The organism is Dysgonomonas mossii (assembly GCF_004569505.1).
Classification (GTDB): domain Bacteria; phylum Bacteroidota; class Bacteroidia; order Bacteroidales; family Dysgonomonadaceae; genus Dysgonomonas.
The window spans coordinates 1-25,107 of the sequence record NZ_SPPK01000009.1 but is presented as its reverse complement, the minus strand read 5'-3'; the positions used below and the strand labels follow the sequence as shown (position 1 = coordinate 25,107).

Sequence of the window (25,107 nt, the reverse complement as noted above, 5' to 3'; positions counted from 1 at the left end):
TTATAGATCCAATTTCATATTATAGTTGTAATAACAGCCCTTCTTCAGTTGAATCTCACCTTCATCCAATTTCTGGAATCCTAATCGGGTATAAAAAGTGACGTTTTCCGGAAGTTGGGTTGTTAAACCAACAATATGGCATATTCGATTTATAGATCTCAATTTCTGTAAGCAATCGTCAATCATATAAGAACCAATACCGGAGCCCTGATAGTTGCCTTTTACAGCAACCATCGACAAATAATAATATTCATTGGTTCCGATAGCATTTGTCAGAAGCTGTTTATTTAGAGAATCCATCTTAAGCATTGTGCGTAAAGCAGAGAATCCAAAATTCATAATAAATCGGGGTAATCCGATCTTGAAATAATCACGAAATTCAGATTTTACTCCATTGGGAGGTAATAAGCTAAATACTCCTATTATTTCCATTGAATTTTTCATTCTAACAACTTTTGTCACAGCTTGTCTTCTGTTTATCAGGTATAGATTGGTCTTAAATAACCAAAACAAACCGTCTCGCAATTTATCCTTATTTACGAAGATTGAAGCATAAGCAAGATTCGATTCAAAAGCATCTACTAAAATAGCAGCGACCTCTTCATATTCAGATTCTTTCAATTTATCTATTCGGACATCAGGTAAAGACATGACAATTGCTTATTGATATTACGATTTAATTAATGATACAAATTTAAATATAAGTGATTGGATACGCAATGACACCAAGAAAGAAGCGACCATTGAAATAATAATTTCACTATATTTGCCACTGAAAGGTCTTTGTTCTACGATTCGGAATAGTCGTTTAACATTGATTTTTTAGTGGTGGCATCCGGGGCTAAGCTCCGGATGCCTTTTTCTTTCCCAAACTATAAGCTAAAGAAAATGCTTTGTGGTATATCATTAGGTCTAAGCCTATTGGTATATCTAACTCTCACAAAAGCAATAACAAAAGGGTCTTCGCCCCCACTAAAAAATCAATGATATGGCAACAAAACCAAAGACGGCAGTCACAGAACTGTCCTATTTCCGACTATCCCTATTGTCCTACCTACGTGATACACACCCCGACAAAGCAATTGACAATGACTTTATTGCTGTACGTGGTGATGCCGCAGCAGAAGTGTATAGCCAAGCTATAAAAGCAGGGCATACCCATGACTATGCAGAAGAATTCTCTTCAAAGGTCTTATACGAAGGCTTGATCTTCTCCACTTACCGAACCCTTGTAACTATCCTCTGGGAAGAATTTTCCGAAGAAGTAAACCCTTCACAAGCCGAAGGCATAGCAATGGAGCTATTATCCCGCCTTACGGATACGATTCAAAAATACATCTTGTCTGACGATTTTGCCGATACACCAGAGTACAATCAGTTTTACACGGAGCTGACTGGCGAAATACAAATACTTCTCGAAAATGGCTTACAATAAGAAAGCTCATCTTCGGGATAATATCGAGGCAATCCGCATTGCGTTTGCTCTCGATAAAGAGAAAAGGCAGGCTACCGATGATGAAAAAATAAAACTGGCAGCCTATTCCGGTTTCGGAGGGATAAAAGCCGTGTTGAATCCTGCTGCCAAATCGGAAGATATCCAATATTGGAAAACCTCTGAGCATGATTTGTTCCCACTTGTAACTGAATTACATCAAGTCCTACGGGATGGAGCGAAAGACGATGCCGAATATAAACGTTATGTAAGTTCGCTTAAAAATTCAGTGCTGACCGCTTTCTATACACCCAAGCCTGTTATTGATGCGTTGGCACTTGCGCTAAATAACAGTGGTATCAAACCTCAACGTTTTCTTGAACCGAGTGCGGGAGCCGGAGCATTTATAGCATCGTTCAAAGAAACCGTTCCCGATGCAGAAGTAACAGGATTTGAAAAAGATCTGCTGACGGGTAAGATTCTCTCACACCTCCACCCACAGGATAAAATACGGATTGAAGGCTATGAGAAGATGGAAGGTCGCTACTCACAACATTATGATGTTATAGCCTCCAATATTCCTTTCGGGGATGTGGCTGTATTTGATCCTCTGCTTTCCAAACATGAGATACCCGCAGTAAGCCAATCGACAAAAGCAATTCATAATTATTTTTTCACCAAGAGTGTGATGGCTGCCCGTGAGGGTGGATTGATCGCTTTTATCACTTCGCAAAGCGTACTTAACTCGGAGCAGAACAAACCCATTCGTGAACACCTGATGAACAGTTGTCATATCGTATCGGCTATCCGTCTGCCCAATAATCTGTTTACAGAAGAAGCAGGAACAGAAGTTGGTAGTGATCTGATTATCTTGCAACGCAAGAATACAACTATTTTACCGAGTCAAAGACAACAGGATTTTATAGAATCCCGGAAACTATCTAACGGTATATCAGTAAATAACCTCTTCAAAGATTTTGACAGAGTGATACAGACCGATGTAAAAGTAGGTACTGACCCTTACGGGAAACCTGCAATGGAATTTACTCACTCCGGTGGAACGGAAGCTATTGCCGCTACACTGTATCGAATGCTGAATGAAGATTTTTCCAAACACCTTGATCTGGAACACTACTTGTCCCATGCTCCGGAGAAACAGGAACAACAGCCTGTTGTAAAAGACATACAGGAAATATCAGTTTCGGATATGGTGGAGCTAAGCCCTAAATCGGCTTATGAACCTATTGAAGAAGATTTGGTCCTTTTCCATCCCTTTACAGAAGCCAGAAACCGCAAAGCATGGGCGGAACTCTCCGAGCAGGGGAGAAAAGCAGTTGTAGAACCACGCATTGCCACTCCAAAAGAAGAGACGAAGACTGTACCAACAACAGAGAAAAAAGATACAATCATCAAGGATGAAGCCAGCGGATTGTTTGTAAATACGAATACCGGAGAAGTAATAGAACAAAAGGAAGTACCGCCACCTGATATGCAGCAACAGCCGATTGTTACCTTGTACGACTTGTTTGGTTTTTCAGCCGAAGAACGTTCCCAGATTAAACAGCCGAAGCGTTCCCGCCGCCGTATGCCTATAACACAACCTAAAGCCAGCCAGCAAAAGGAGGTACAACCTAAAAGTCCGACAGCAAGTACACCAACTGAAACACCCGAACAACGTGCAGAACGTTTGGACAAGGAAAAGGTGGAACGATTGAAACCCATCCCGATGCCAATACCCGAAAATGGATTACCGAAACATTATAAGGATGGCTCATTAGTTACTGATGCGGATAATCGTATCGGCTACCTGCGGGATATGGACGGACATCAACCGATGTTTCATCCGTTGGAATTGCCACCGAATCAACAAAAACGGGCATCACTCTATATCGAGATACGCGATACTTACAACCATCTGTACAACAACGAAGCCGATACACTGAAAGAGAATCCCGCGTTACGGCAAATGCTCAATCGCTTGTATGATGATTTTACACAAAAATTCGGAAACCTGAACGATGCAAAGAACCTCGAACTTATCAAGATGGATGCCGCAGGACGGGAAATACTTTCGTTGGAACGTTACCAAGAGGGCAAAGCGATGAAGGCTGATATCTTTGAACGTCCCGTAGCTTTCAATCCCAATGAGATTTTCAAAGTGGATAATGCATACGAAGCATTGGTCTCCAGTCTCAATAAATATGGGGCGGTAAACCCCGATTATATGGTTTCACTTACCGGAGGAACAAAAGAGGAATTACTTGACGAACTGAAAGGTAAAATCTATTTCAATCCTCTTGTTGGAGGCTATGAAGTAGCGGACAAGTTTATATCGGGCAATGTTATCTCTAAAGCAGATGAGGTGCAGAACTTTATTGACCGCAATCCAGAACATAAAGCAGCCAAAGAATCTCTGACTGTTTTACAGGAAGCCATACCCAAACCGATAGCTTTCGACGATTTGGATTTCAACTTTGGCGAACGATGGATACCTTCGGGTATCTATGCTGCTTTTGCTTCACACCTCTTTGAAACGGACGTCAATATACATTATGCACAGAGCCGAGATGAATTCAGCATAAATACCAACACTAAAAATGCAAAGATCAGTGATCAGTATGCTGTCAAGGGAGAAAGTCGCACCTTTGATGGTATTGCTCTGATGCGTCATGCCTTACATGATACCACACCCGATATTACCAAAACGGTCAGAGTCGATGGCAAAGATACGAAAGTACGCGACGGAGAAGCGATTCAGCTTGCTAACACCAAGATAGATGAAATGCGTAACGGCTTTTCGGAATGGCTTAGAGAGCAAACACCCGAATTTAAAGACCGACTTGCCGATCTCTACAACCGCACGTTCAACTGTTTTGTACGTCCCGAATACGATGGCTCGCACCAGACTTTTCCGGGACTCGATCTAAAAGGTTTAGGTATTCCCGACTTATACAAAAGCCAGAAAGATGCCATCTGGATGCTTAAACTGAATGGTGGTGGCATAATCGACCATGAGGTAGGAGGTGGCAAAACGCTGATTATGTGCTGTGGAGCAATGGAGATGAAACGGCTCGGATTAGTGAATAAACCGCTTATCACAGGACTGAAAGCCAATGTTCACGAGATAGCACAGACTTTTTGTACGGCATACCCTGATGCAAAGGTACTCTATCCGGGTAAGGAAGATTTTACACCGCAGAACCGCAATCGTATTTTCAACGAAATGAAAAACAACAATTGGGATGCTGTTATTTTAACACACGAACAGTTCGGGATGATACCACAATCCCCGGAGATACAGCGGGACATCTTGCAGGCAGAACTCGATAGCGTGGAGGAAAATCTTGAAGTATTGCGTTCACAGGGTAAAGAGGTATCAAGAGGGATGCTCAAAGGTTGTGAGAAACGCAAAAGCAATCTTGAAGCTAAATTGGAAGGGGTAGCCCACCAGATCGAGAATCGCAAGGATAATATGTCTGATTTTCGGATGATCGGTATAGACCACTTGTTTGTAGATGAATCTCACAAATTTAAAAATCTGACTTTTACCACCCGTCATGACCGTGTGGCAGGCTTGGGGAATACCGAAGGTTCACAAAGGGCACTCAATATGCTTTTTGCCTTGCGTACCATACAGGAACGTACAGGCAAGGATTTAGGGGCTACTTATTCGTCGGGAACAACGATCTCCAATTCATTGACCGAATTATATCTGTTATTCAAATATTTGCGTCCCAGGGAATTGGAAAGACAAGGCATCAATACCTTCGATGCTTGGGCAGCTATCTTTGCCAAGAAAACCAAAGATTACGAGTTTTCGGTTACCAACCAGATCGTGCAGAAAGAACGTTTCCGCTATTTTATCAAAGTGCCGGAACTGGCTTCTTTCTATTCCGAAATTACCGATTACCGTACCGCACAGGATATTGGTATTAATCGTCCCGAAAAGAACGAAATTCTGCACAATATACCACCCACACCCGACCAGCAGGAATTTATCGGTAAGCTGATGGAGTTCGCCAAAACGGGCAATGCCACTCTTTTGGGACGTGCACCATTATCGGAACGGGAAGAAAAAGCAAAGATGCTGATAGCAACCGACTATGCCCGAAAGATGTCTCTTGATATGCGGATGATAGATCCCGATAAGTATGGCGATCATATAGATAACAAAGCCAGCCATTGTGCCGCTTCGATAGCGGACTATTATCAAAAGTACAATGCCCAGAAAGGAACACAGTTCGTTTTCTCGGATTTGGGAACCTACAAACCGGGGCAATGGAGTCCCTATACCGAAATCAAACGTAAGTTGGTGGAAGATTACGGCATCCCTGCATCCGAGGTCAGATTTATTCAGGAAGCCACCAGCGAGAGGGCACGAAAAGCTATGATAAAGGATATGAATGAAGGTAAAATCCGTGTACTATTTGGCTCTACCGAGATGTTGGGAACAGGCGTAAACGCTCAGAAGCGGGCGGTGGCTATTCATCATCTTGACGCACCGTGGCGTCCGTCAGATCTGGAGCAACGCGACGGACGGGCTATAAGAAAAGGGAATGAAATAGCGAAACTCTATGCTGATAATAAGGTAGATGTAAAAATATATGCCGTAGAAAAATCACTCGATGCGTACAAATTTGGTTTACTGCACAACAAGCAGTTATTTATCAAACAGCTTAAAAATAATAATTTGGGTACTCGAACCATTGACGAGGGTAGTATGGATGAGAAAAGCGGTATGAATTTTTCTGAATATGTAGCTATCCTGTCAGGTAACACCGAATTATTGGAAAAAGCAAGGATTGAGAAGAAGATTGCTGCTTTGGACAGTGAAAAGCAGGCTTTCACTCGTGGCAAATCAGTGAGCCGATACAAGTTGGAGAATATCATGCAGACGGTTGAATCCAATAAAGGATATATTGATCGCATCTCCAAAGATGTGGAAGCCTTTAATAGTAGGGTGCAGGTTGCTCCCGATGGCACACGGCTCAATCCTGTAAAATTGGATGGGTTTCAAGCTGCCGATCCGGTTGCTATCGGCAAGAAATTGAACGAGATATCGGATAAGGCACGTACACACGGGGCACACGAGAAAATCGGCTCGTTGTATGGTTTTGATCTATTGGTAAAATCCGAAACTACGAATAAAGATGGTTTTGACTTGATACAAAACCGATTTTTCATACGTGGCGAGGGGCAGATACTTTATAACTATAATTATGGAAGTTTGGCGGCAGATCCAAAAACCGCCTCGCTTAACTTTCTGAATGCACTTGACAGTATGCCTAAACTATTGGAGAAGTATCAAACGGACACCGATAAGCGGATGCAGGATGTACCCGTTCTCAGACAGGTCGTGGAAGGCATCTGGGCGAAAGAGAATGACCTCAAAGACTTGAAAACGGAACTCACTGCTTTGGAGCGTAGGATAGAGTTGTCACTGAAGCCTATCGAGCAAAGTGAGGGACAAGAAAATGTTTCTGAAAAGAATCAGGTTCAAGCTCAGAATAGTCCAGAATCGACAGTGAATCAAGGTGGCCCTATGCCGAATACTTTGCAGGGAGTGAAAGAAGTTATGGGAGACAGGTTCGTGATTGCATCGGTGGGTAGTTCTCCACCAAAGGAAGAGAGAAGAGGTATGAAACTCTAAATGAAGACGACTGTAGAATTTCTGCGGTCGTTTTTTATTCTTTTTCTACCATTTCTTCATCAGTGTTATCTCTGAAATGATCACGAATAAATTTCTCTACGTTTTTCTCTGTATAAAATATCTTGTGATGAATGGTTATGTAGGTCAGTTCGCCAGCCGAACGGTAACGCTGCAATGTCCGTTTACTTACGTTCAGCATTTGGCACAAGTCTTGATTATCCAAAAGACGTTCGCCGTTTAGCACGTTATGTCGTCCGCTCATTATATCCATAAATTTATCCAATCGGTCAAAGCGTCCCATGAATTGCTCAAACCACTTTTGCATGAAATCTTTTATACCTTCGTTCTCGCTCATGGTTTGCCTCCTTTCTTATTGTTGTTTACCACAAGTCCCGGTAATAGACGTTTCACTTCTGCCAACAGATACCATACTCTACCTCCCCTGATTGAATAGGTTATTTCTCCGTTACTGCGTAACCGCTGCATAGTGCGTCTACTTACCCGTAATATGGTAGCAGCATCTTGATCACTCAGCCAAACCTCTGATGGATCAGATTGTTGTAGGATAGTATTTTCTTTTTCTTGTTTTTGTACAAAAGAATGAATCCGGTCAATTTTTTGTAGTAGACTTTTATAGGCTTCCGATTCTATACTTATTACTTTCATGCTCGTAACTTATTGGTTTGATGCAAAGTTCGAGCGTTTTTTGATACTTGATAACGAGGTCGGTACTACTCTTTTTGAATATTTCTGTAAGTAGCTTATATATAATCGAATATAAGTAAATTTTCTCCGAAAAAGAGAAATAGAAAATACAGAAAAGATCGGTATAATGCGTGTTTAAGCATACATACCGACCTCGGTATTATTCTTTTCTACCCATACGCCGCAATAGGGCATCTTTTAACTTGTCAAGAAATGGTGTAGGGGTATTCCGTATTTTCAAATCACCAAGAGTTCGCGAAAGATTGCTATCTAACTGGATATTAAATACATTTTGGATATAATCGTAAAGTTGTGTCAACGGTAGGTCTCCAAACATTCCGGCACTATCCCATGAAAATATTTGCTCCTGTAACTCGGCTTTACTACCCATCCAAGTCTTTTTAGTCGCAGGAAAGCCAAAAGAACAACTCTTCATACCGTTATCATCCAACAACTCCACTTCGTGCATCAAATAGACAGAAAGCATATCATTTGCTAAAATCTTCGCTACCTTAAAATCGCAGTTAGTCGAAAATTGGGGATCAAATTCATAATAAAATGTTTCGAGATATTGCTCCACGTCTGTTTTATCCCGCAGAAAATAAATAGCGTCTAAATGAGAAGAGTCTGATCGGTAATAACGGATAAAATCAAGCCTTTTACCATTATATTTGTTTATATCATTCAATAAATCACAGAAGTATTCCCGTTGTTTATTTATACCTATGGGGCGATTCATCTCAATATTATAGACTTTACGATAGAATATTAAACGGGAGCATAATCTAGGTTTAGTTTCTTTGAAAAAATAAATTTCCTCTTCCTCATCTTTAAAATCGTATGATAAAATAAATGCTTTTAATTGGTTGAATGCTTTGGCAAGTACGCGGGAAGCATCCAAAGACTTCGTAATCATACTCATTTCAGAACATTCTATTTGTTCAATCTTTATATCAATTTCTTTTTTTAGATGGGAGGTAAATCGAATCATAAATATGCATCTTTTTAGACCAAACAGTAAAACAGAATTCTATTACTAACTGATGTTACGCAAAAAAGAGAGAACATGCGATATGGATACCTCAGGGGCATCTTAGTTTCCCATCGTTAGATACACAATGTGCTTTGTGAGGCCTGAGATACAGGTATAATGTTTCCCTGCGTAACATCAGTTACTAATTGAACTACAATAGAGCACGAAATCTAATATCTCAAGTTTAATTTCTTTAAAAAAACATTTTCATTAAAAATATCATTAGAGTTTAAAGAAAGAAAACAATTTCTCATTTTATTCAGACAATCGCTTAATAGTCTTATTATTGGTTCAGTTTCTTCAATGGAAATTCATCAAAATGATGGTAAAACACACCGACATATATACTACAACTTATCAGGTTATTTCATATGCCGGTGTGACACTTAACAGAATCAAATAAAAACAATTAATATTTCCATCAGGTATGAATAAATGGATTTTATTTCATTCGTAACATCAACGCATTTATTGCAACTATTACTGTACTGACGGACATTAGTACAGCCCCTACGGCAGGACTCAATATAATACCTACAGGAGCGAGAATTCCTGCTGCCAATGGTATAGCGATAATGTTATACCCTGCCCCCCACCATAGATTTTGCACCATTTTTTTTGTTGTGTTTTTTGCAAGTGAAAGAAAATGGATGATATCATATGGATTACTTTTTACCAATACCACGTCTGCTGAATCTATCGCCACATCTGTTCCGGCACCGATTGCCACACCGATATCTGCACGTGCCAATGCCGGGGCATCATTCACTCCGTCACCCACCATCATAACGTTTTTTCCCTTATGCTGGTATTCTGTTATGACCTTCTCTTTATTTTCGGGTAAAAGAGAGGCATATACATCGCTGATTCCCAACTGTCCACCAACAGACTTTGCTGAGGCTTCATTGTCTCCTGTTAACATGACCGGAGTAATTTTTTCATTTTGAAGTTTTTTTACTGTCTGTTTGGCTTCTGGTTTAATTTGATCTCCTTGTGCTATTAAGCCTGCTACATCATCATTTATTAAAAGGCAACTTATGGAATTGCCTTTTTCTGCCAAGTCATTAAACAAGGATTTATCATATGACACTGCATTTTTATCCAGATATGCAGCAGTAACAATTTTTGCATCCTGTCCACTTACAGTACCCGATAAGCCTGTTCCACTTATAAGAGCAACATTTTCGGCCTTTGGTATCTCCAATTTATCTTCTTTGGCTTTATCCAATATACCTACTGCTAATGGATGATTGGAATGTACTTCCATTGCTGCCATTGTTTTTAGTATATCAGCATCACTCCATCTATCCGAAAGACTTTTAACAACGGAAACACGGAAATTACCTTCAGTAAGTGTGCCTGTTTTATCCATGGTTACAACGGATATATCCTTTGCTTTCTCCAATGCGTTGCGGTTACGGATTAGTAAACCATGTGTTGCACCTAAAGATGTAGAGCGAGCTACTACAAGGGGGATAGCCAAGCCTAAAGCGTGTGGACAGGCAATGATAAAGACAGTTACCATCCTTTCCAATGCGATATTAATATCTTTGTCGATAATATACCAAACGATAAATGCAATGATACCTACTATCAATGCTATATAAAAGAGTGCTTTGGCTACTTTATCGGAAATGGATTCCGCTCGTGATTTTTCTTGTTGGGCTTGTCCTACCAATTTCATCACTTGTGCTAGGTAACCTGATTCACCTGTTCCTGTCACTTCTACTACTATTGATCCCGAGCCATTGACCGAGCCACCTATTACGATTGCTCCCTCGCTTTTCTTTATGGCTTTGGCTTCCCCGGTTACCATTGATTCATTAACAGATGTTTCACCGGATATAACTTTCCCGTCAGCAGGCACTTTTTCCCCCGCCTTTACCATTACATGCTGCCCTTCCTGTATTTGTTGAAGAGGGACATCATTAATACTTCCGTCAGGTTGTACCAGATGTGCACTTCCAGGCAACAATTCAGCCATTTTCTGCAATGCGTTTCCTGCATTACCCACAGCCTTCATTTCTATCCAATGACCGAGCAACATAATAACAATTAGTGTCGCCAATTCCCAAAAGAAATCCATTCGGTGACCCGGCACTTGCAGGATGTAATTGGTAACAAAGGCGTACACACTGTATATGTAAGAAACAGTGATACCCATTGAAATCAATGTCATCATAGCCGGATTTTTTGCTTTTAGTTCACTTACAGCTCCAGTGAGGAACGGCCATCCACCGTAAAAATATAGAAACGAAGCTAAGAACAGTACTACCCAATATGAGCCCTCAAACGAAAGGCTAAAAGGTAGTTTCATTCCCATCATAGGGGATAACAGAATAATCGGTATTGCTACGATAAGGGAAATCCAAAATTTCTGTTTAAGATTTCCCATATGAGCCATATGTCCTCCCGCATGATCGTGATTCTGATGTCCATGCCCACTATGGTCATGTCCTTTGTGCATACTGTTCATTTCTGTATGATCCTGATGATTATTATGCGACACGTTTTGAGCATTTTGAGCCATTTCTATAGTATAATTGCCAATTTTCGATAAGGCATCCTGCAATACTTCCGTAGATATATGTTTATCCATACTGATGATGGCTATAGGAGGATCAAGAGTAACAGTTGCATGAATGCCTTCAATAGCATTCAGTGCTTTTTCCACACTTGAACGGAAATGATTACAAGTCATACCGTTTATAATATATGTATGTTCCATGTTTGGCTTCTTTTTATAAGAGGAATGCTCTAATTGAGCATTCCCTTTAAATATAATACTCACTTATCCCGGTCATTTATTCACCGTTTAAATTATTTCTAACAGAATTACCTGTATTTGCAACAGCCGGGTAGGGCATTATACGTTTTTTTATCTGTTTTGTCCTTTTCTGTATCATGTCCCACTTTGGCAACGGCCTTACTTATTGCCTCGATAGATGTTTTCTTTTCGTCAAAGTTAAGATGTAATTCTTTCGTCTTTTTATCCCAAATAGCCGAAGACACACCTTCCACATTTAATGCGGCTGTCTCAATTCGTTTTTTACACATATCGCACTTACCTTCCACTTTGAGCATCGCATGAGATTCTTTCATTTCACTTTTTTCTTTTTGATGATGTCTGGCATGTATGGTATCTTTTTTTTGTAGGCTATCCTGATTGTTAGCAGTCAGGCTGTTTGCTGATAAGAATATTATCACTGTTAAAAATAAAACTATCTTTTTCATTTATTTTTTTATTTTGATTGATTAATTATTCGTATTTCTCTTATTTTCTGTATTTGCAGCAATCGGGCAATGCATCATATGCTGCCTGATCAGCTTTATCCTTATCCGTATCATGTCCTGCTTTGGCAATAGCCTTGCTGATTGCATCCAGATTAGTCTGATGTGGATTGAAGTTCAGATGTAGTTCCTTCTTTTCTATATCCCACATAGCCGAAGATACCCCTTCCACACCTTTTGCAGCAGTTTCTATCCGCTCTTTACACAATTCGCAAAGTCCTTGTACACCCAACATGGCATGTTCATCCTGATGATGTTCTGGGGCTGACTGGGTTGTCGGTTCCGTTTTGGATGTATCGTCACTTGGTGCGCTTTTTGAGTTACAGGCACTAAAAGACAGGATGCCTAATCCCAATACGATGACTAAAATATACTTCTTCATTTTATTCTATTTTTTAATGGTGAATATTCCTTTTTTAGGTTGTTATGTTTATTTCTTGTATTTGCAACAGTCCGGTAGTGCATCATAAACAGCTTTGTCTGCTTTGTACTTGTCTGTATCATGCCCAACTTTGGCTACTGCTTTACTTATAGCATCCACATTGGTTTTTGCCGGATCAAAGTTTAAATGCAGTTGTTTAGACTTCTGATCCCACGAAGCCGATGTTACTCCGCTAACACCTTTAGCAGCTTTCTCGATACGTTCTTTGCATATTTCACAGAGTCCCTGCACATTTATCATAGCATGTTCAGTTTTGGCAGTCATGCTTTGTTTTGAATCTCCCTGCATGGAGGACATATCGTGTCCTTCATGCCCGGTTGATGTTTCGGATTGGTTTGTACCTGATGAGCTTCCCGACATATTATGACCTTCGTGCCCTGTTACGGGACGGGATGCTTCAGCATTCATCATACTACGTTTTCCTTCGAGTTGCGCACTGGCATCAATGGTAAAGGCTCCGTTGGTCACAATCTCATCTCCTTCATTCACACCCGAAAGCACTACATACGAATCGCCAAGTGACGGTCCGAGTTCAATTTCATGTAACATAAATGCCGGAGATTGTGTATTCGGTTGCTTCACATAGACAATCGAACGTTTCCCTGTCCAGAGCACAGATGATTTTGGTATGACAATTTCATTGTTGAATTGTTTCAACGGAGCTTTGATAATGGCATTAGCATACATCTCCGGCTTTAATTGCATGCCGGAGTTGGCTGTTTCTACCCGAATTTTAGCTGTACGGGTCGTTCTATCCAATATCGGATCAATAAAGGATATTCGACCTGAAAATGTTTTGCCGGGCACAGCCTGCAACGTGAAATCAATTTTATCCCCGACTTTAAGGAAAGGCAGATCTACTTCATAGGCATCAAACATAGCCCATACCTGTGACAGGTTAGCAATATCAAAAAGTACACTTCCCTGATTAATATAATCTCCCTGATTCACTTTTTTGCTGACTACAATACCGCCGGTATTGGCTTTTATTTCTACCAATGCAGACACATTTCCTGATTGCTCTATCCTCGCGATCTGTTCATCTGTCAATTTCCACAGGCGCAGTTTTTCCCGTGCCGCCTGAATTAAGGCAGGTTGTACCGATTGCATTTTAGCTGCTTCCAATAATTCCTGCTGCGCACTTAATAATTCAGGGGAATAAATTGTAGCAATCGTTTGTCCTTGCCTAACACTCTCTCCTGTGAAGTTGATAAAGAGTTTTTCAATCCGCCCACTAACATGGGATGTTTGTGATTGAGACAATCGTTCATCAGCTTGTATTGTACCATACAACTGAACATCTTTTATTGGATTTTGGCGGCTGATAACGGTTGTTTGTATATTAGCCAGTGCCACAGCTTCCTTAGACAGTTGAATCGCACTCGGGTCAACAGCTTCGTCTCCGCTACCGGATGTTTTCAACGGTATCAGATCCATACCGCAAATAGGGCATTTACCCGGTTTGTTTTGTCTTATCTGAGGGTGCATGGCACAAGTCCAAATTTGTACCGCACCCTCTTCGTGAACATGCTCAGATGATTCATTCTGATTATTGGATGAAGCTCCGAATATCAGCCAGCCGATAAACAGCCCGGCAATGAGTATCAATCCGTACTTGATATAATTATTATTAATAATCTTTTTTAATTTATTCGTTTCCATAATATATGCTGTTTACGTTTTGTTCAGTATCCTTAAATGAAATCAGTTTTTGAATAGATGCCACCATTGTATTGTAACTTGCGACTGCCTCGGCTTTTTTGAGTTGATAATCCAACAGTTGCCGTTGAACCTGTATAACATTGGTTAGATCGCTTTTTCCAACAACAAACTCCTGTACGACCAAATTATAGGTTGTTTCAGCAAGGTCTGACTGTTTTTTATATAGCGAAATTTTACGGGAAGCATCATCCAGCAGGTGTTTTGTCTTATACAATTCCGACTCCAGTACATTGTACGTATTGGTATATTTCTCTTTACTGGCTTGCCACCAGAATTTACTTTCGCGCTGTTGAGCCTTGTACTTGTTACGATAGAGGGGGATACTAACGGAAACCATTGGCATAATCATATCCTTTCCGTTCATATCGCCCATTCCGAACATCGGATCGCTTGTTTTCTTATTAAGCATATATTGCACACCTATACCGAACATCGGATAACTCATCTTTTTATCCATTTCTGCTTTAGCTTTGTAAGCAAGCCCTTCTTCGGTAATCATGTTCAACATAGGGTTCTGATCGTTGATCTTTGTCATAGCAGTTTCGGGATCGAATAGGAATGGAAGTTGCTCAAAGGTTTCGGGTATCTGTATTTCGCTGAGAGCGGAGCGGTTCAGTAAAGCGTTGAACTTTGCTTTTTCCGCTTTTATTTCCGAAAGAATGCTCTCTATATTATTATCCAATTCAGCTATTTCCAACTGGATACGCAGCACATCAGACATACCGCCGGAAGCTGTACCACTCATGCCTGATGTCATACCACCACCGGAGCTGCCCATCGAAGACATACCTGCATTTTGAGCAGTTGGCTGAGAGCCACCACTACTTCCCATTGAGGACATGGATGACATACCACTTCCTCCTGCCGGAGGCGTACTGGTTGGTGGGGGCGGGGATGAAATTGAATATCCTGAACCTGAACCTGCTGATGGCGATGAAAACTTACGTAACGCCAGTTGTTCCAATTGAGTCAGCAGGGCTTTGTTATCCCTGTTGTTCATCAGTTTTTGTTGTAAGCTGCAAAGTAGATACCATTGGGTATAAACTTCCAGATAAAGGTTATCCCTTGTTTCACGGAATTTCTCAAACGACATTTTTGCCATGTGGGTGGCTTCGGTCTGTGCCGCTTTCTTTGTACCAAACCAAGGGAACATCTGCATCAGTTTGAACTCGGCAACCTGTTTCCCTCCGATAATATCCATCGGTTCAAGGAAAAAGCCCATTTCAAGTTCGGGATCTGCATAAGCTCCTGCTTGTGGTATTTTTTGCAGAGATGCCTTATAAACCATAAAATCCGCTTTAACTCCGGGGTTATTAAAGGCAGCTATTTTGAGGTAATGGCTGAGTGAATCAGCGGTTTGTGCTGAAACTGAACCGGTGCCCATTATCATCAACAACAGCATTGTTAAATATTTGATTCTTATTGTTGTCATAATACGATTTGTTTTATTCTTTAATCTTACCGTGTTTCTTTATCGCCGATTCACGCCACCAGCATTGAAACACCGGAACTACGAACATGGTCATCGACTGGATAAGCATCCCTCCGAAAGTAGGAATGGCCATCGGAACCATAATGTCCGCTCCCTTACCTGTCGATGTCAATACGGGAAGTAATGCGATGAGTGCGGTTGCCGTAGTCATAGCGGCAGGGCGTACACGCCTTAATCCGGCGTGAACTACAGCCTCTCTGATTTCATCTTTGGTATGTGGGTCGCGTTCGAGGAAAGTATCATGGATATATGTACCCATCAGCACCCCATCATTGGTAGCGATGCCGAATAAAGCTATAAATCCTACCCAAACAGCAATACTCAGGTTTATCTGATGCATTTGGAACAGGTCGCGCATATTCATATCCCCAATAGAGAAGTTCATAAACCAAGGCTCTCCATAAAGCCACAACAGGATAAATCCTCCGGCAAAGGCTACGATTACCCCGGAAAAGTGGATCAATGATGCTGTAACAGTCTTAAACTGAAAATACAATATCAACAAGATAGCCAGCAAACTTAATGGTATAACAACCAATAGTCGGTTAGCAGCCCTTTTCTGTTGTTCATAATTTCCAGCAAACTTATAAGATACACCTTTGGGCAATTCTAACTGTCCGGACGCTATTTTATCTTTAAGTATCTTGTCAGCTTCTTTAACAACATCTACTTCGGCTTTTCCGGCTACTTTGTCAAAGATTACATAGCCTAATAGAAAGGTGTTTTCACTCTGGATCATTTGCGCTCCCTTGGTATATTCTATATCTGCTACTTCCTTTAAAGGAATCTGAGCTCCGGTTGCTGTTGGCACAATCAGTTTAGCCAGTTCTTCGGGGTTATCCCTCAATTCCCTCGGATACCTTAAACGCACAGGAAAGCGTTCACGTCCTTCTACAGTTGTGGTCAAAGGCATTCCTCCCACTGCTGCACTGATTACATCTTGTAAATCAGCCACGGTAATGCCATAACGTGCCATATTCTGACGGTTTAATTTTATTTCAATATAGGGTGCTCCGACGGCACGGTCATAGAACACAGTAGATGAAAGTATAGACGGAATATCTTTCAAGGCTGCTTCCAATGCTTTTCCTCCTTGCTCAATGGATTCCAGATCGGGCCCTGATACTTTCAATCCCATCGGTGCGCGCATACCTGTCGAAAGCATCACCAATCGGGCTTCTATCGGTTGTAGTTTAGGCGAGGATGTAAGTCCCGGCATGTGAGAAACATTTACGATTTCCTGCCATATATCATCCGTTTTTTTGATATGGGGACGCCACTGACGAAAATAATCGCCCTTGCTGTCCGTGATAAGACTATCGGCAGGTAACAGGCGAAAACCATCTTTCGGATTATAAGCGCCTCCACCTTTTAAAAGGAACTCACCATTACGGTTTACTTTAAATCGTTGCCTGTGTCCATTTTCGTCCAGAATATATTCACTACGATAGTTAATTGTGTTTTCAAACATTTGGGTTGGAGCAGGGTCGAGTGCCGAATTGACACGTCCCCACTTACCTACGGTTAGATCCACTTCGGGAATATTGGAAATGCGTTTATCCAGTGTTTCAATAAATTGTAAATTCTGCTCTATACCCGTATGAGGCATACTCGTTGGCATCAAAAGGAACGAGCCTTCATTCAGACTTGGCATAAACTCTTCACCAATACCGGGGAAACGTTCACTTGAAGCCTGCCAGAAAGCAGTTTGTCTAAAACTCTTCCAGCCCACAGTTTCAAAACCTTTAGCCACAAAACCGAATGTTGTATCAAATCCCAACCATATCATAATACCGAAGAATACGGTAACTAATGGTATAAGCATAAACTTCCATCGATGTGCCAAGCACCAACGTAATATGCGTTCGTAATAAATTACCAATATCCATAGTAAGGCTAAGATTATACTTATCGCTACAAGGACGAATATTAAGTTTAAAAAGAATCCTTCCTGCGGGCCGATAGGTAGCCACTCGATTGTTAAATAATAGACAGCTACCAGAATTGCAATGCCAATATTGATATAAGTAGGTATCTTCTTATTCGTCCATCGGTAAGCAAGGAAGTTATTCAGTCCAAATAAAGTGAGAGCCAGGGCTGCCAATACTCCCGTAAAGACAAACAACAGGATACCTCCAGCTATCAGGACAATATTAGTAATTTTTCGTACCTGGGCAGAAGTCACTTTAATGGAAAATACATAATAAGCCAGTGTCGGCAACAGACTTAGTCCCAGTAGTAATGCCGATATCAATGCAAAAGTTTTTGTAAATGCTAACGGATGGAATAATTTCCCCTCCTGCGCCTGCATGGCGAAGACAGGCAGGAAGCTCACAATGGTAGTAAGCATTGCTGTCGTGATAGCACCTGAAACTTCGCTGACGCTTTTATGTATCAGGTTTGTAAAGGCTTTCCCTTTGGAAATGCCTTCATTTTCGGGCATCTCCATATGCCGGATTATATTTTCGACAAAGACAACTCCGACATCAATCATGACCCCGATAGCGATGGCAATACCCGACAGCGCGACAATATTGGCTTCGACACCCGTATAACGCATGATGATAAAGGTGGCCAGCACCGTTATAGGGAGCATGGAGGAAATCACAACCGATGCCCGTAGGTTGAAGACTAATACTATTACTACAATTATACAGATCAGTATCTCATGAGAAAGGGCTGTTTCCAGTGTACCGATAGTTTCCTGTATCAGTCCAGACCTGTCATAGAAAGGTACAACAGTAACTTTTGACACGGTACCATCCGCCAGTGTTTTCTGAGGAAGCCCTGCTTCCATTTCTTGTATTTTAGCTTTTACATTGTCAATGACCTGCATCGGGTTTGAGCCGTAACGGGCAACCACAACGCCACCGACTGCTTCGACACCTTCTTTATCCAGACCTCCACGACGGGTAGCCGGGCCCAGATTAACAAAAGCGACATCTTTAATTTTAACGGGTACTCCATTGCGGACAGTAATAACCGCTTCTTCCAGATCGGAAACATTCTTTATATACCCCAATCCCCTGACAAGATATTCAGCCTTATTGATTTCCACTGTTTCCGCACCTATGTCCAGATTGCTCTTTTGTACGGCATTCATCACATCCATGATGGAAACATTAAAGGCACGCATAGCATTAGGATTTATCTCTACCTGATATTCTTTCACAAAACCGCCGATAGATGCTACTTCGGATACTCCTTCGGCTGCTGAAATCGAATATTTGGCATAAAAGTCCTGAATAGTTCGTAACTCATCTGGGTTCCATCCGCCGGTTGGCTCCCCTGTTTCGGGGTTACGTCCTTCAAGGGTGTACCAGAATATTTGTCCTAAAGCAGTGGCATCTGGCCCCAAGCTGGGCTGTACCCCTTCTGGTAATGTTCCCGCAGGTAGGGAGTTCAGCTTTTCTAATACTCTGGAACGACTCCAATAAAATTCGATGTTGTCGTCAAAAATGATATATATAAACGACATACCGAACATAGAAGTACTACGGATGGTTTTCACTCCGGGTATTCCCAGCAGTGAAGTAGATAACGGATACGTAATTTGTTCCTGAATATCCTTTGGTGAACGTCCCATCCATTCAGTAGCTACAATTTGCTGATTTTCTCCTATATCAGGAATAGCGTCCACAGGGACAGGATCGCGTGGCAATACGCCACCATGCCAGTTGAATGGAGCTGTAGATAGTCCCCAAACAATGATGATAACAAGTAGTAACAATGTTATAACTCTGTTATCGAGAAAATACTTGATGATTCTGTTAAGCATAGTAATATTTTTATTTATCCGTCAATAATATATTAAGGTTTTCCCATTTTCCTCCGTCATATACATTTATAAACCCCTGATGTGTTAAAAATGTTTTAGCTTCTTTACTTCTTTTACCACTACGGCAAACTATAACAATAGCTTCTTTCTTTTGTAGGGAAAAAACAGAATCATTTAATTTGTCCAGCGGAATATTAATAGAATTTCTTATATGACCTTCATTATACTCTTGTTCTGTACGAACATCAAGTATAATAGCAGATTTATCCTCTATCAGATGTTTGACAAGGGTGTATTGAGGGGATGAGGGTTGAGAGACTGTTGAATCAATCGGAACTGTCTCCGTATTATAATGAGTATATACGGGACGTCCTGTGATATAGCCGGTGGACATAGCTATACCAATCAGAAAATAAAATGGTTTCATTGTTCTTTGATTTGATAAACATTTGTAAATCTTTGTTTTTAGATTTAAACAATTTAACGTACATCCGGTTTTGGATATACACAAAATTCAAACCAATGGCAGGGTAGCCACGGATTTATCAAATCAAATACGGTAGATGCAAATATAGGTCAGAAGGTCTATGTTGTGTAAACTAAAACCTCCTGGCGGAAAGTATTGACTGGTTTTAGTTACACCCTCATTCTCTGTTGGTATAAGCAAATTAAGAGCCAACCATACATTTTCATATGACGGCAATATATTGCTTAGGTTAAATTGCTGAACCTGATGCTGATAGTCGTCCGTTGAGAGTTCAACCTTTTGAATGTCACAGCAATTTTCATGGGATGGCATTATGTTATCCTCCTGTGTGTTTGAAGTAGTATGGCAGGCATTGTCATCCTGTTGTGGCATTTCCATATCTTCACAGCAGGACTTCTCTATTTCATTGTCCAAAACTCCAAAGGAATATAATTCTCCTGCACAATAATGCATAGCTATCACAGGATGAGCTCCAATGATCAGCATTAATAGCAACAGAAATATTGATATAACCTTCTTCATTTTATTACTGTAAAAATTCACTTATAAAATAAGCTATTGGCAAAGGTAGATATTTATTTTTATATTAACACAAAAAAAATACAATTTTATCCATGTTAGTTTTTAGATATCCAAATTGGATTTTATCATTATACTGCACAAAGATAGAAACACCCAACATGAAGTTACCGTCATTTTTAACAATCAACTTTAAGCATACCTAAATCTCATAATTTAATCTTTGCTATTTCCCATTTTAGTTTTTTGTCCTGTCCTGGAAATAATGGAATATCATGCTCCGAAATATTGGAATATCCTAAAAACACATTATACAGTGATAACACAGACATTGAACAGTTGTCTCTATTTTTGGAAATTACCAGTTCGTTTAGCAAACATTTATTATATTTATATCAAACGACATCAAACCCCTATTCATATATTTTTATTAATTCAAGGGTAAATATTCCGTACAAGCTCTTTTGGGTATTGAATTTGAATTATCATTAGCTATAAAATTTTATAGCAAGAAATTAATAAATACAATAAATCAGATAAATAAATTTGAGAATATTGGCAATATAAGGATTATTTAGTATTTTCACGCTAAGTTAAGTCGCTCTTTAATAGTAAGGGAATTAAGCATATCTAAGAACCAAGTTGGTTTCTAGATCGTTACCTATTGAAAAATAGCACATGCGCAATTTGTTGATTAATAGTCTATAAGACTTTCTTTTGTGTCTTGCCACATGTGTACGCTAGTTACATATCCGCGAAAAAGCAGGTATTCCTGAAAACAGAAATACAATTGAATTTTTGAATAACGAACTTGCAATATAACTATAAGCAGATACTGACAATGCACTTTGTCCTTAATGGAAAGTGCTGACAATATTCTTCTATCCTTTCAATTCCGGTATCTGCAAGGTGTACTTTTTACCTACTGTTAAAACTACCGGTAGTTACAATCTACTATTTCTGTAAAAAAGTATATTTGTATATAGATTGTTAAAAATTAATATTATATGATAGAACTTAAGTATAAAAAATAAATGCTTTTTCCTCTGAAAAATCAGAAGGTAACCCGGCTGCTTACATTTATTTGACTTTATCTTCTGATATATACTCTTCGGCTCTGTCCCGCTTGGTGTACATGTCATACCATATATCTGCTATTTTGTCCTGTACGCCGGAACCTTCCTGCATCCAAACTCCAATGCCGATATGACCTGCGTAAATACCTTTGCCGGACAGCTCGGTATTCAGATTAAGAATGTGGTTGCGGAGTCCTGCCATTGCAATCCCAACGTTGCCCATCATAGGTGTTGGATGGATAGATGAGCCTCCGGTTGTAAACAATAATGCCCCTGTATTTTTCTTCAACATCGTCGGAAGCACTTCGCCGATTGAAGAAATTGCTCCAAGCACAATAAACTGAAACTGATGAAGTACATTTTCTTCGGTTACATCTAAAGTTCCTGCCAAATTTTGGACACTTGGTATGGGGCTGTATTCAAGCACATCTATAAAGCCGTATCTTTCTTTTATGGCATTGAATGCAGACTTGATTTGTTGAGCATCTAAAATGTCTGCGGCAAATGCAGCCGCTTCAATTCCATCTTGCTTCAGCTCTGCTGCCAAATGGTTCAGCTTTTCTTCATTCCGGGCTACAAGTGCAACCTGAAAACCATTTTTGCCGAATTTTTTTGCGATGGACAAGCCCAATCCGGGGCCTGCCCCAACTATTGCTATTGTTTTCATTTAATTGTTATTTAGTGATATAAAATGTTTATTTACAATTCCCATCAGGGGTGCATACTTTGCCCTCTGTTATGTTCAACGTGGTCTCCGGGTTTTCTTTCTGCCATTGGGCAAACGCCTGTTCAAGTGTTTTTAAAATTTCGTTAGGTTGTTGAGCCCCGACAATGGCGTATTTACGATTGATAACAAAAAACGGAACGCCTCCTGCACCCAATGTCTGTGCTTCCCGACTGTCGTCCTCTACTTTCTGCACATACAGAGGATTTGTTAGTGCTTCATTGACTTCGGCTTCGGTTAAGCCAATTTCCTTTCCCAATTCAACTAACGTGGCTACATTGCTCAGATTTTTGCCTTGCGTGAAATACGCATAGAACAAACGTTCTTCCGCTTTTTCACCCAATCCTTTTGTTTTGGCAAATTGTATGATGCGGTGCCCTTTCTTTGAATTGGTAACAAGGGCTTTGTCCAGGTTGTATTCAAGGCCAACACTTTTGGCATATTGAATTAATTCTTGGTGCCTTTGCTTCGACTGTTCGTAACTGAAACCTTTACGGTCAGCCACATACATATACATGTCGTTTTGGTATTTTGGAACCTCGGGAATAGTTGGATCAATTTGGAAACTTTTCCATTCTACTTCAATTTGTTTTTTGTTTGGGAACTGCGACAAAGCCGTTTCCAGATTTCGTTTCCCGATGTAACAGAACGGACACATGATATCGGACCAAATTTCTATTTTCATTTTATTTTCCATTGTTATATTCTTTGTTTCAACGTGAGCTTGCTTTTCGGCTTGCTGACCGCAAGCCGTTAGACAACTCATCGTAAAAATTGTGATTAAAATTTTACTTCTCATAATTCAGTTTTCTGAAATAATAGTAAGACACAGCAAGAATAGCTAAAGGAACAAGCGGTGCCACACCTTTTGCCCAACCATCAATAAGAAGATGTGCCAGACTTGCTGAAAGCAAAAGTATTCCAAATCCAACATACGACCATTCTTTGAACATGGTTGGAATAGCCGGAATAAGAATAATTACTGCACCAACAATTTTTAGAATATCTAATTCTAATCCAAAATAACTTGGAAATTCCATTCTGCGAATGGTTTCAATTAAATATTCACGTGGTGCTAAATACGAAGGTAACACAATTATCGCCATTGCAATAATGGTTATTATCCAATAAGTCCGTTTTGCCTTTTTGTTAGTATCTTGTCTGATGTCAATTTGCTTTGTCATCTTATATTTAATTTAATTGTTAGAAATAGATTTTTTTAATTTACTTTATATGGAGTATCAGGTTTCATAAATGTTTCGCGATTCGCTTCTGTCCATTTTTGCATAACCATATTTTTAATGTCAATCAATTTTTATAATACAAAAATACGTATATTTGCATACATTTTGTAAGCAGTTACCCAAACGTAAGCAGTCACCTTAAAGTAGGCAGTATGAAAAAAAAATTCCCAGATAGTACTAAGACCGATTGTTTGGCAAGAATGCTAACCGTCCGTGATGCCCTTGACGTGATAAGCGGCAAATGGAAAGTCCTTATTATTATTTCCATTATGAGCGGGAATAAACGCTTTAGGGAAATAGAAAGAAGTATTCCAAAAATTTCTTCAAAGGTTCTTGCCAAAGAACTTAAAGACTTGGAGGAACATCAGCTTATCAAACGGACGGTTTATGACGAATTGCCTGTATTGGTAGAATACACCGCAACAGATTATGTTTTTACGCTTGAAAAAGTAATTGAGGAACTACATAATTGGGGGCTAAACCATCGGAAAAAGATATTGGGGTAATATATAAAAAAAAGTGGTACGCTCTCTTTTCATATTATTATTGTATTATAATTAACCCTACAGTTGTACCAAATACGGTATCCTTTCTTTATGCAGTCCTAAAAGCTATATGACAGGTGATTCTGTAGAGAAACAATAACCTCTGAAATAATAAAAGAAATATATACAGGAATAACCCATGATAAATGTCATCGTTATTTCAAGTTTCTCACTTCATAATGAAAATATCCGGAAACAAGTTGGAATTTCAATATCTAATGCGTCTTACCAAAAAGTAAACACTTGGAAAACTTTCTCAAATCAGAGAGGCAGTTGTACGATATACCATTAAATAGGATTAACCATGATTTCATAAATGAATTCGAAATTTATTTGCGAATGATGGCAAAGTGTAACCACAATACGACAGCTAAGTTTATACAATCTTTCAAACGCATTGTCATCTTAGCAATAAATAACAAGTACATTAAAGATAATCCATTTTTAGAATATAAAATTAGATTAAAACAGGTTGATCAATAGATTCTTACTATGGATGAATTAAGGCTGATTATACATAAACAACTGCCACATAAAAGGCTAGAAGTTGTTAGATATTTATATTCTGTTATTTTTGCAGCTTGGCGTATGTTGACCTTAAGGGATTAGAAAAGAGCCATATTTATATGGATAACGGAAATCCTTGGATTCAATTTAACCGTAATAAGACTGCAATAAAACCTGTTGAGTTAAGTATAGCTTACCGTTTGTTAAAAATAAGGTCTACTACAATGATTTCTGCTAAACACGATGGAGATGAAGATGTAATGGCAGCCGCTTGGGTTGGTTTTGGTAGTCCGAATAAAGCGATTACTTATATCGGCAAACAAGCCTATTGGAGATATTTCTATGCTAATTATTTTTCAACTTTGTAAATTGCACCTTCACATCCATCGAATTCTATATCTCTTTCATACTGAAGTCCAATCTTTTCAAGAACTCTTATCGACCAGACATTTTTCTTCAT

At 39.8% G+C, this 25,107-nt stretch carries 20 protein-coding genes; 5 read left to right on the top strand and 15 right to left on the bottom strand.

What is annotated here, in order from left to right; translation table 11 throughout:
* Positions 1 to 651: a GNAT family N-acetyltransferase gene (locus E4T88_RS16775; protein ID WP_050701807.1), complete on the bottom strand. Its 651-nt coding sequence runs from the start codon at positions 649 to 651 to the stop codon at positions 1 to 3.
* A gap of 337 nt (positions 652 to 988) precedes the next feature.
* Here E4T88_RS16775 and E4T88_RS16770 point away from each other — a divergent pair, with 337 nt between their 5' ends.
* Both E4T88_RS16770 and E4T88_RS16765 read left to right on the top strand, forming a co-directional pair.
* Positions 989 to 1,435, top strand: coding sequence for a DUF1896 family protein (locus tag E4T88_RS16770; protein WP_050701808.1), 447 nt, complete (start codon positions 989 to 991; stop codon positions 1,433 to 1,435).
* Complete coding sequence (locus E4T88_RS16765) at positions 1,422 to 7,082, top strand: helicase-like domain-containing protein (RefSeq protein ID WP_135107451.1); 5,661 nt, start codon at positions 1,422 to 1,424, stop codon at positions 7,080 to 7,082. Before E4T88_RS16770 ends, E4T88_RS16765 begins: the two co-directional genes overlap by 14 nt.
* Before the next feature lie 34 nt (positions 7,083 to 7,116).
* Here E4T88_RS16765 and E4T88_RS16760 read toward each other — a convergent pair whose 3' ends face one another.
* The 14 genes from E4T88_RS16760 to E4T88_RS16690 all read right to left on the bottom strand — a co-directional run bounded on the left by E4T88_RS16760 (position 7,117) and on the right by E4T88_RS16690 (position 23,457).
* Entirely contained in the window at positions 7,117 to 7,437 is a 321-nt protein-coding gene (locus E4T88_RS16760; RefSeq protein ID WP_006801220.1) for a helix-turn-helix domain-containing protein, read from the bottom strand.
* Entirely contained in the window at positions 7,434 to 7,748 is a 315-nt protein-coding gene (locus tag E4T88_RS16755; RefSeq protein ID WP_006801219.1) for a helix-turn-helix domain-containing protein, read from the bottom strand. The genes E4T88_RS16760 and E4T88_RS16755 overlap by 4 nt, the downstream gene beginning before the upstream one ends.
* A gap of 199 nt (positions 7,749 to 7,947) precedes the next feature.
* Positions 7,948 to 8,778, bottom strand: a complete 831-nt coding sequence (locus tag E4T88_RS16750; protein ID WP_006801218.1) for an RteC domain-containing protein — start codon at positions 8,776 to 8,778, stop codon at positions 7,948 to 7,950.
* A 484-nt stretch (positions 8,779 to 9,262) separates the two neighbouring features.
* Positions 9,263 to 11,548: a copper-translocating P-type ATPase gene (locus E4T88_RS16745; protein ID WP_135107449.1), complete on the bottom strand. Its 2,286-nt coding sequence runs from the start codon at positions 11,546 to 11,548 to the stop codon at positions 9,263 to 9,265.
* A gap of 107 nt (positions 11,549 to 11,655) precedes the next feature.
* Positions 11,656 to 12,054 carry a heavy-metal-associated domain-containing protein gene (locus E4T88_RS16740; RefSeq protein ID WP_135107447.1) on the bottom strand — a complete coding sequence of 133 codons (399 nt, stop codon included), beginning with the start codon at positions 12,052 to 12,054 and terminating at the stop codon, positions 11,656 to 11,658.
* 40 nt (positions 12,055 to 12,094) lie between these two features.
* Positions 12,095 to 12,493, bottom strand: coding sequence for a heavy-metal-associated domain-containing protein (locus tag E4T88_RS16735; protein WP_006801215.1), 399 nt, complete (start codon positions 12,491 to 12,493; stop codon positions 12,095 to 12,097).
* Positions 12,494 to 12,541: 48 nt separating this feature from the next.
* A complete protein-coding gene (locus E4T88_RS16730; RefSeq protein ID WP_135107444.1) occupies positions 12,542 to 14,215 on the bottom strand; it encodes an efflux RND transporter periplasmic adaptor subunit in 1,674 nt (557 codons plus the stop codon).
* Entirely contained in the window at positions 14,202 to 15,707 is a 1,506-nt protein-coding gene (locus E4T88_RS16725) for a TolC family protein (protein ID WP_006801213.1), read from the bottom strand. The genes E4T88_RS16730 and E4T88_RS16725 overlap by 14 nt, the downstream gene beginning before the upstream one ends.
* A gap of 13 nt (positions 15,708 to 15,720) precedes the next feature.
* The gene (locus E4T88_RS16720) at positions 15,721 to 19,545 is read right to left on the bottom strand and encodes an efflux RND transporter permease subunit (protein WP_006801212.1); all 3,825 of its coding nucleotides are present in this window, start codon (positions 19,543 to 19,545) and stop codon (positions 15,721 to 15,723) included.
* A gap of 10 nt (positions 19,546 to 19,555) precedes the next feature.
* On the bottom strand, positions 19,556 to 19,972 hold the full coding sequence (locus tag E4T88_RS16715) for a rhodanese-like domain-containing protein (protein ID WP_006801211.1): 417 nt from the start codon (positions 19,970 to 19,972) through the stop codon (positions 19,556 to 19,558).
* 123 nt (positions 19,973 to 20,095) lie between these two features.
* Positions 20,096 to 20,554 (bottom strand): HYC_CC_PP family protein, encoded by a 459-nt coding sequence (locus E4T88_RS16710; protein ID WP_006801210.1) that lies wholly within the window; start codon positions 20,552 to 20,554, stop codon positions 20,096 to 20,098.
* Positions 20,555 to 21,631: 1,077 nt separating this feature from the next.
* Entirely contained in the window at positions 21,632 to 22,294 is a 663-nt protein-coding gene (locus tag E4T88_RS16700) for an SDR family NAD(P)-dependent oxidoreductase (protein WP_135107442.1), read from the bottom strand.
* Positions 22,295 to 22,322: 28 nt separating this feature from the next.
* A complete protein-coding gene (locus E4T88_RS16695) occupies positions 22,323 to 23,117 on the bottom strand; it encodes a DsbA family oxidoreductase (RefSeq protein WP_221411809.1) in 795 nt (264 codons plus the stop codon).
* A gap of 22 nt (positions 23,118 to 23,139) precedes the next feature.
* Entirely contained in the window at positions 23,140 to 23,457 is a 318-nt protein-coding gene (locus tag E4T88_RS16690) for a DoxX family protein (protein WP_167755476.1), read from the bottom strand.
* A gap of 290 nt (positions 23,458 to 23,747) precedes the next feature.
* Here E4T88_RS16690 and E4T88_RS16685 point away from each other — a divergent pair, with 290 nt between their 5' ends.
* The 3 genes from E4T88_RS16685 (at position 23,748) to E4T88_RS16675 (ending at position 25,015) form a co-directional block, all read left to right on the top strand.
* Complete coding sequence (locus E4T88_RS16685) at positions 23,748 to 24,101, top strand: winged helix-turn-helix transcriptional regulator (RefSeq protein WP_135107438.1); 354 nt, start codon at positions 23,748 to 23,750, stop codon at positions 24,099 to 24,101.
* A 282-nt stretch (positions 24,102 to 24,383) separates the two neighbouring features.
* Entirely contained in the window at positions 24,384 to 24,623 is a 240-nt protein-coding gene (locus E4T88_RS18415) for a phage integrase SAM-like domain-containing protein (protein WP_135107436.1), read from the top strand.
* A gap of 143 nt (positions 24,624 to 24,766) precedes the next feature.
* Positions 24,767 to 25,015 carry a hypothetical protein gene (locus E4T88_RS16675; RefSeq protein WP_185146756.1) on the top strand — a complete coding sequence of 83 codons (249 nt, stop codon included), beginning with the start codon at positions 24,767 to 24,769 and terminating at the stop codon, positions 25,013 to 25,015.
* The last annotated feature ends 92 nt before the right edge of the window (positions 25,016 to 25,107 follow it).

Excerpts from the sequence above, each read along its gene's own strand:
- E4T88_RS16775 (WP_050701807.1), bottom strand. The coding sequence starts at position 651 with ATGTCTTTACCTGATGTCCGAATAGATAAATTGAAAGAATCTGAATAT.
- E4T88_RS16770 (WP_050701808.1), top strand. The coding sequence starts at position 989 with ATGGCAACAAAACCAAAGACGGCAGTCACAGAACTGTCCTATTTCCGA.
- E4T88_RS16765 (WP_135107451.1), top strand. The coding sequence starts at position 1,422 with ATGGCTTACAATAAGAAAGCTCATCTTCGGGATAATATCGAGGCAATC.
- E4T88_RS16760 (WP_006801220.1), bottom strand. The coding sequence starts at position 7,437 with ATGAGCGAGAACGAAGGTATAAAAGATTTCATGCAAAAGTGGTTTGAG.
- E4T88_RS16755 (WP_006801219.1), bottom strand. The coding sequence starts at position 7,748 with ATGAAAGTAATAAGTATAGAATCGGAAGCCTATAAAAGTCTACTACAA.
- E4T88_RS16750 (WP_006801218.1), bottom strand. The coding sequence starts at position 8,778 with ATGATTCGATTTACCTCCCATCTAAAAAAAGAAATTGATATAAAGATT.
- E4T88_RS16745 (WP_135107449.1), bottom strand. The coding sequence starts at position 11,548 with ATGGAACATACATATATTATAAACGGTATGACTTGTAATCATTTCCGT.
- E4T88_RS16740 (WP_135107447.1), bottom strand. The coding sequence starts at position 12,054 with ATGAAAAAGATAGTTTTATTTTTAACAGTGATAATATTCTTATCAGCA.
- E4T88_RS16735 (WP_006801215.1), bottom strand. The coding sequence starts at position 12,493 with ATGAAGAAGTATATTTTAGTCATCGTATTGGGATTAGGCATCCTGTCT.
- E4T88_RS16730 (WP_135107444.1), bottom strand. The coding sequence starts at position 14,215 with ATGGAAACGAATAAATTAAAAAAGATTATTAATAATAATTATATCAAG.
- E4T88_RS16725 (WP_006801213.1), bottom strand. The coding sequence starts at position 15,707 with ATGACAACAATAAGAATCAAATATTTAACAATGCTGTTGTTGATGATA.
- E4T88_RS16720 (WP_006801212.1), bottom strand. The coding sequence starts at position 19,545 with ATGCTTAACAGAATCATCAAGTATTTTCTCGATAACAGAGTTATAACA.
- E4T88_RS16715 (WP_006801211.1), bottom strand. The coding sequence starts at position 19,972 with ATGAAACCATTTTATTTTCTGATTGGTATAGCTATGTCCACCGGCTAT.
- E4T88_RS16710 (WP_006801210.1), bottom strand. The coding sequence starts at position 20,554 with ATGAAGAAGGTTATATCAATATTTCTGTTGCTATTAATGCTGATCATT.
- E4T88_RS16700 (WP_135107442.1), bottom strand. The coding sequence starts at position 22,294 with ATGAAAACAATAGCAATAGTTGGGGCAGGCCCCGGATTGGGCTTGTCC.
- E4T88_RS16695 (WP_221411809.1), bottom strand. The coding sequence starts at position 23,117 with ATGAGTTGTCTAACGGCTTGCGGTCAGCAAGCCGAAAAGCAAGCTCAC.
- E4T88_RS16690 (WP_167755476.1), bottom strand. The coding sequence starts at position 23,457 with ATGGCGATAATTGTGTTACCTTCGTATTTAGCACCACGTGAATATTTA.
- E4T88_RS16685 (WP_135107438.1), top strand. The coding sequence starts at position 23,748 with ATGAAAAAAAAATTCCCAGATAGTACTAAGACCGATTGTTTGGCAAGA.
- E4T88_RS16675 (WP_185146756.1), top strand. The coding sequence starts at position 24,767 with ATGGATAACGGAAATCCTTGGATTCAATTTAACCGTAATAAGACTGCA.